This window comes from Colwellia marinimaniae (assembly GCF_002207865.1).
GTDB classification, from domain to species: domain Bacteria; phylum Pseudomonadota; class Gammaproteobacteria; order Enterobacterales; family Alteromonadaceae; genus Colwellia; species Colwellia marinimaniae.
In genome coordinates this window covers 1-6,800 of record NZ_BDQM01000062.1, presented here as the reverse complement: position 1 = coordinate 6,800, position 6,800 = coordinate 1, and the positions used below count along the sequence as shown (strand labels likewise).

The window sequence follows — 6,800 nt, the reverse complement described above, 5'->3', positions numbered from 1 at the left end:
TGTTGCAACTAACAAGCAAATCAACTGGGACACGTAACACTTGCTCGGTTCCACTTCGTTTCACATTTTAGCAAGTATTACTTAGCCCGTTATTTGGGCGTTAGTTGGCTAATAAAAAACATCGTCTAAGTGCTAAATAATTCAGTTTCACCAATTCACTGTTTGGTGCTTTACCGCGAATAAGTTAGTCACTTTTATCACGTTTCTGAAAGGTGTATTAGCGTAACTATTCGCTCTAAATAGTGAGTGTAATGGCTCAAATTCACGGTTTGGTATTTTCATTACGGTGCGTTTAAGTTATTGTTGTACTTGGTGAAAGTATGTTGCAACTAACAAGCAAATCAACTGGGACACGTAACACTTGCTCGGTTCCACTTCGTTTCACATTGTAGCAAGTATTACTTAGCCCGTTATTTGGGCGTTAGAGCTACAAGGAGAGTAATTATGGCTTGGTATGAAAATCCAACTGTCGCAGCAATACTTGGAGGTATAGTTGGTTCTATCCTCAGTGTTATTGCTTCTGTATATATTTGGCGAAGAACGCAAAAAACTAAAAGAATTGATTGCGTGATACATGACATAACCTCACTGTTTTCTGTTTCAGATAAAATCAAAGATCAACTTGAAGTTAAATTCTCTGGAAATGATGTTGATGCTGTATATTTAATTTCAATTGAGGTTATTAATACTGGTAATGAGGCAATTACCAATCAGCCAGTAAATATTCGCCTTTCTGATAAAAGTAAGATAATTGACTATTCAATGAAAACTTTTCCGCCTGTTGGGTTTGGGAATATAACTGAAATCAAAAAAGAAGATAATTGTTTAGATATTAAAATTGATCTATTAAACCCTGAAGACCGTGTTTCTTTTGAGATTGTCTCCATAGATAATATCGACGATTCAATCGATATTTACTTAAAAAATGCAAATGTTGAGAGCAGGGTTATCTCTAGCAAAACTGGTGAAGTTACGTTGACAGATTTAATGTCAGAAAAGAACATGATGACTCTGGCAATGTTGAGTGCTATTCCATTTTTTGGTGGTTTTGCCCGTTCATTAATAAACGTTGGTTTAGCCCAACGTATTGGTAGAATTGGAAAGTAGCTCTAACAAGTTACTCAAACGGACGCTAAACAGTTGGCTAGCTTCGTTCCTCGCCATTTTAGCCAACAATTTATCGCCGCTTAGTAAGGCGTTGAGGCTGTAGAATAACTAATTCAGTAAAAACTACTAAAACTTTGTGCTCCTATATCGAACTGTAGACGATTAACTCGATATAGGTAATACATTTACCACCCCGATTTTAGGGGGTAATTCATAATAAACGAGTTATTCTACAAGCTCGTTATGCGTATACGTCATATGGAGTACATGATTGAATGATGGATCCATTAGGGTGTCTTCCAAGACTGAAAGAACTTTTTGAGATTCTTGATGCAAAGCTATCGGAAATAGATTGTGCGATTAATAACTCAGCAGATCCCGATACAGATGGTTTATTTGACCAATCAGAATATTATGTTGGTATTGGCTTAGTCGCAGCACAACAATATCTAGGTGAAGTAGCTACTTTTTCGCGTATTGGTAAAGATAAAGCATATAAGCTAGGACCGCGTCATCGTTCAGGGATTCCATATGCTAAAGCAATAAATTCTGCAGCTAATTACTGGAAGCATGAGGCTGAATGGTGGGAGGATTTAGATAGAATGAATGACTCTAATTCTAAAACAATGATTCATGTTGGAGTAATTGCGGATAGTGAACATTATCAACTTTCTAATTTTTTATTTGCATTATCAAACAATAAAGAGATAAAACTCAAATGCATGATTCCAATTATCACTGAATGGTTAAGTGCATTAAGTAGTTAAAATACGCATAACAAGTTACTCAAACGGACGCTAAACAGTTGGCTAGCACTCGTTCCTCGTACATTTTAGCCAACTATTTCGCGCCGCTTAGTAAGGCGTTATATAGCTAGGGATAGTTATGAGTATATTTTAACCTTTCTCATCATCCCCCTTAATTTCAATAATAATAATCTCAAAGCAAAGGAGTTGCATAACCATTATGAAAAAAACATACCTTTTGTTAAGTATTATTATTTTATTACTATATTCCTTTTGGGGTGTTGACGTTGAAGAAATTTGTGAAGACTCTGGATATTTTGTTTATGAGAAAGTTAACCTGCCTTCTAAATACATTAAACAGTTTTCTCCTGATATGGATAAACGGCGATACGAATACCGATTTGGTTTAAATGAAAATTATTATATTGATAGAGATAAATTAGAAAAAGACTATGTATTTACGTTCCAAAAAAGAGAGAAGCTAAAAGGTTTAGAGACATGGATATCAATAACCGATTCTATCGTCAGAAAGTCAGACGGAAAATTGCTTGCGAAACAAGTAACTTATTCTGGCTACAAGTCAGATGAAAAACCATGGGGTATAGGGCACCCTACTAAAGATACATCCTGTCCAAATGGTAAAATAGGAATAAATAGGAGTGCATCAAGCTTCAATTCAGGAAATATTGTTAAAGATGTCTTTATAAATAAAGACTATGAGTGGACGCCTGAAAGTATTCTAGGACGCAAAGCCATTAGTAGTGGCGACTTTGAAGATTTATGTGAAAATACAGGACTTAAAGTCTATGAAAAAGAGATAATTGATGAAAGCTACCTGATTCCAGTAGAGAGTTACTTGATTCCATTACCGATTAAAGATCAATGGAAAATCAAGCGATATCTGAGATATAGTGATCATAAACACTATTTCGATATTGAAAAGCTAGAACGGGATTATACTTTTACTTACTTTGAAAACCAGTTAGTCGCATCAACTAATAACACCAGAGTTATAAGATCTAGTATTACTCGAAAAAAGGATAACAAGCTTCTTGCGGAATCAATTACTGTGAGAGGAAGGAAGAGTGATAGTTATACCGGAACGATCAATCCAGACCTCCTCTGTTCTAACGCACATACAGAAAGCTCATGGAAAAATCGAGATATCGATGACATGTTATTACGAAGTGTTTTTTTCAAGGATAAAATAGACGATTTATCCTACCAAGCATCTAAAATTGAAAAGTGGAATGATTTAGCTTCTTCAGATAAAGCTTATACAGCGTATACTGCTTTATTAAAATATGAAGCGGATATGGATTTAAACCAATTATTTTATTTATATAACAAACTTCTTCCTTTGAGCTTAAAACTAGAAAATAAAGAAAATAAAGAAAATAAAGAAAATTCTAGAAAATACGGTAATCAGCTTACATCAATGTATATAGCTTTATTAAAAGATAAAAAAGAGATGAGTTTAGATCAATCAATTGATATTTATGAAAAACTTCTGCGGTTGAATTACAAGATAGACGATAAGAAAAACACTAAAAAGTACGGTAATAAACTTATATCGCTTATTAAAGATGATCCAGATTATTCTGTACGTTACCTGCATATCAAACGTCGTATTTGTTCAAAGAAATGGGAGAGTTTTAAAGATGTATTCATCGAGCATTGTGATAACTAGCTATATAACAAGTCACTCAAAATGACAAATAACAGTTGGTTTTTGCTCCTTCGTCGCTTATTTTAACCAACTATTATTTGCCTCTTAGTGAGGCGTTAGCTGCATCCAATCAAAAGAGTCTGAGTAACCTGGAATTTTTATGATCATAGCAACTCAAAACTACGATAAGATCTATCAGGATTATTCTGATGCTTTAGAGTGGATGAAGCAACTTGGAGTAGATCTCGGTTCAGGAAGAACCTTCAACTACCATAAGATGATTAAGTTTTGGAAGGATAACTACAAAACAGCAAGTAGAGATGACGTTAAAAACCAATTCCCTGACTTTGTCAGCTCAATGTTAGAGATACATGATTTCATCGCAATCTACAAATCTTTTAAAAACGAACAGAATCAACATCTAAATGAGATAATTGAGAAATTAAAGAAAGGGGTTAAAGGGCCAATAAACTCATCTGATGAAACACCAAAATCAACAACAGCTCGTAACTTCTTATTCGAAGCTTTATTTGCAGCTAAAGTTCACAGGCCTGACTTTGGAGTAAAAGCTATTTTAAATGCTGAATCTGATACAGGCATACAAATTGATAAATATAAAATCTGGGTAGAATGTAAAAGAATATCAACTGATGCCAAAATTGAATCTAATGTAAGAACAGCTTCTAACCAACTAGATAAAATTATAAAGAAACAAAGAGGCTCTGGTCATCGTGGTATTGTTGCTTTAGAAGTTACAAGAATATTAAACCCGAAGGATGAGTTACTTGTTTCAAATAATGATTCATCCTTATCAAGATCCGTTGATAAAATAATGGATAAATTTATTTTAAAGTACTCTTCCATTTGGCAAGAAATATATACTGAGAAGAGTAATAAAATTCTTGGAATAGTTATCTGTTTTTCATTTATGTCCACATCGGAAGAAAGAAAGTTATTAGTACACGCATCGCAATGGGCAGTAAACCCACGTTTAGGTATTGAAGATGGTGAAAAATTATTACTCCAAAATTTAGTAGCTAATATATAGAAGTATTAAAATCATGCAGCTAACAAGTTGCTTAAACGGACACAAACAGCTGGCTGTGCTCGTTCCTCGCTATTATAGCCAGCCATTTTTAGCCGCTTAGCAAAGCGTTAGTGCTCTTGTTGTATCGATATTTTCAATTAATTAGGAATAGAAATGGAAGCTGCTAAAATCACATTTTATAATATAGAAAAATGTGGATTATATGATTATGGATCAGATGATATTAAATTGGGTAATGTTCCTAAGCTCTTAAACCAATTAATGACATGGGTCAAGCGTGAGGGCAAGCCTTTAGAAGAGACTTGTACTTATGCTATTGAAGAAAGTGAAGATGTCGATAGGACTTTTTGTTATGACCTTGTTAAAAATGGAGTGACGGGTGATTTTCTACTTACAACATGGAATGAAACTCCATCTTATGAAGGAAAAGTAGCAGCTGTTAAAGCAAAATCTAAAGTCGGTAGCGCGAAAGTTGAATTTACACAATTACCTAAAGATAGTATTCCGGGGTATGCAACATATTTTTGGTTTGTACCATCTAAAAATGTTTTTGCGACAATTCGTTTTCAGCATAGGCTTAACGGTAAGAAAAATTTAGATAAATATTTTAAAGAGTTTATTTCGAAGTTTTCGGATTATGTTGTCCTTTCTGATGAAGGGAAAGCCGATTTCAATATTGTTGGATATTCAGATAGTTCTGAAAGTGATCCTTTAAATTTACATGCATTGTTTAAGACATCTATAGTTAGAAAGCCGGGTCAAATATCTTACATACTTGACCAGTGTCATAATATTAGAAAAGTTGAAAGGCATAATCGTTTATCGCCGACATTAGAAAGCAATCAAGATCTATGGCAAAAAGCATTATTAGGATTAGGCCTTAAAAAAGCACGAAATTTAAATTCGGAGGTTAATTTTTCATATCAATTTCCGTTCACTCCATCTGAACAAGAATTGAAAGAGATGGTTAAAGATTGGGAAGACAACCATGATGCTAAATGGGATGACATAGGCTTCACCCTTAAAGGTGAGCAAGCGCCAAGATGGTTGAGTAATTCTTTAGCTAGAAGTGAGTATGAACTTGATATTAAAAGACTAGATGACGAAATAGTAGAGGCCAAAAGCATATTGGATCAAGTGACTGAAAAACGAGATTTAATATTATCATTATTGGATGAGTAGGCTGAAATTATGAGTATAAAAATTAAAATATTATTTATTATAATTGTTCTACTCGTTATTATCGTATCTCTTTTATTGGGTGGGAAAATAGCATTTAAAGAACAGATGGTTATTTATGATGGCTTAAGGAATACTTCAGCAATAATATTTGCAGTTATGGGAGCATGGATTGCTTTATTATACCCCCAAAAACTATCCCAAGCTTTTGGAAAAAAACCATATAAAGAAAAATCAGATGATATCGATCAAATAAATCGACTATTCCGGCCAATGATTTATTCAACATCTATTCTCAGCATTGTTATAGGCATGGCATTTATTGTGCCACTAGCAAAACAAGTAGAATATTTAATTCAATTTAAAGAAATATTTAGAGCGCTTAGTTTTGCTGTAATAGCTTTTTTAACAATGTTACAGTTTTGGTCCTTGGTTCTAACCCTCGTTCCTGGTGATTCTATTAAAGATGATTTAGACGAAGATAAAGAAAGACAAAAAATGCTGGCGAGGATGAGACCTGGAAAAAAATAAAGCACTAACAAGAAAATCAACAAGGACACGTAACAGTTGGCTACGTTTCGCTTCGCTACACAATTTTAGCCAACCATTACTTAGCCTGTTATTTAGGCGTTATATGTTTACGAGGTTTTCGTTGAAAAATTTATCCTACAGTACGAATAGAAATCCAATGTTAAGCACTATTAACGATGGAAATGCTATGAGAGATAAATTTCGTAACTCTCCTCGTTGGGAACTTTTATCAAGTGAGACCGGTGGATATGGTAAAAATGACCACGACTTTTCATTTAGTGGCTTAAAGTGCTGGAGAGATAAGAACAAAGGGACTTTAGTGAAGGAGTCTTGTGGCACGAATCGTTAATAGTATTACGTTTGTTGAAATTTTTGAGTGGCCTGAACCAGTAGAACCTTTTTTAGATTGTGAAGATGAAGTCCCATTCTAGTGTGTAAAACATATAATAAATAAAGGATAGGTTGCGCGCAGCCGCAACTTGATCCTGTTGTTGAACAAGCCCGATATTGATGAGTACTC

General features: G+C 34.1%; 6 protein-coding genes. All 6 read left to right on the top strand.

Annotation, left to right across the window (positions count from 1 at the left end; genetic code table 11):
* Positions 1 to 444 precede the first annotated feature (444 nt).
* The 6 genes from MTCD1_RS17890 (at position 445) to MTCD1_RS17865 (ending at position 6,280) form a co-directional block, all read left to right on the top strand.
* Positions 445 to 1,107 (top strand): hypothetical protein, encoded by a 663-nt coding sequence (locus MTCD1_RS17890; protein WP_057180804.1) that lies wholly within the window; start codon positions 445 to 447, stop codon positions 1,105 to 1,107.
* A gap of 275 nt (positions 1,108 to 1,382) precedes the next feature.
* Positions 1,383 to 1,874, top strand: coding sequence for a hypothetical protein (locus tag MTCD1_RS17885; protein ID WP_057180805.1), 492 nt, complete (start codon positions 1,383 to 1,385; stop codon positions 1,872 to 1,874).
* A 199-nt stretch (positions 1,875 to 2,073) separates the two neighbouring features.
* Positions 2,074 to 3,543 (top strand): hypothetical protein, encoded by a 1,470-nt coding sequence (locus MTCD1_RS17880; protein ID WP_057180806.1) that lies wholly within the window; start codon positions 2,074 to 2,076, stop codon positions 3,541 to 3,543.
* 139 nt (positions 3,544 to 3,682) lie between these two features.
* Positions 3,683 to 4,570 carry a hypothetical protein gene (locus MTCD1_RS17875; RefSeq protein WP_057180807.1) on the top strand — a complete coding sequence of 296 codons (888 nt, stop codon included), beginning with the start codon at positions 3,683 to 3,685 and terminating at the stop codon, positions 4,568 to 4,570.
* 153 nt (positions 4,571 to 4,723) lie between these two features.
* The gene (locus MTCD1_RS17870; RefSeq protein ID WP_057180808.1) at positions 4,724 to 5,752 is read left to right on the top strand and encodes a hypothetical protein; all 1,029 of its coding nucleotides are present in this window, start codon (positions 4,724 to 4,726) and stop codon (positions 5,750 to 5,752) included.
* 9 nt (positions 5,753 to 5,761) lie between these two features.
* Complete coding sequence (locus tag MTCD1_RS17865; protein ID WP_057180809.1) at positions 5,762 to 6,280, top strand: hypothetical protein; 519 nt, start codon at positions 5,762 to 5,764, stop codon at positions 6,278 to 6,280.
* The last annotated feature ends 520 nt before the right edge of the window (positions 6,281 to 6,800 follow it).

Coding starts and splice junctions, on each gene's coding strand:
- MTCD1_RS17870 (WP_057180808.1), top strand. CDS start 4,724: ATGGAAGCTGCTAAAATCACATTTTATAATATAGAAAAATGTGGATTA.
- MTCD1_RS17890 (WP_057180804.1), top strand. CDS start 445: ATGGCTTGGTATGAAAATCCAACTGTCGCAGCAATACTTGGAGGTATA.
- MTCD1_RS17875 (WP_057180807.1), top strand. CDS start 3,683: ATGATCATAGCAACTCAAAACTACGATAAGATCTATCAGGATTATTCT.
- MTCD1_RS17880 (WP_057180806.1), top strand. CDS start 2,074: ATGAAAAAAACATACCTTTTGTTAAGTATTATTATTTTATTACTATAT.
- MTCD1_RS17885 (WP_057180805.1), top strand. CDS start 1,383: ATGATGGATCCATTAGGGTGTCTTCCAAGACTGAAAGAACTTTTTGAG.
- MTCD1_RS17865 (WP_057180809.1), top strand. CDS start 5,762: ATGAGTATAAAAATTAAAATATTATTTATTATAATTGTTCTACTCGTT.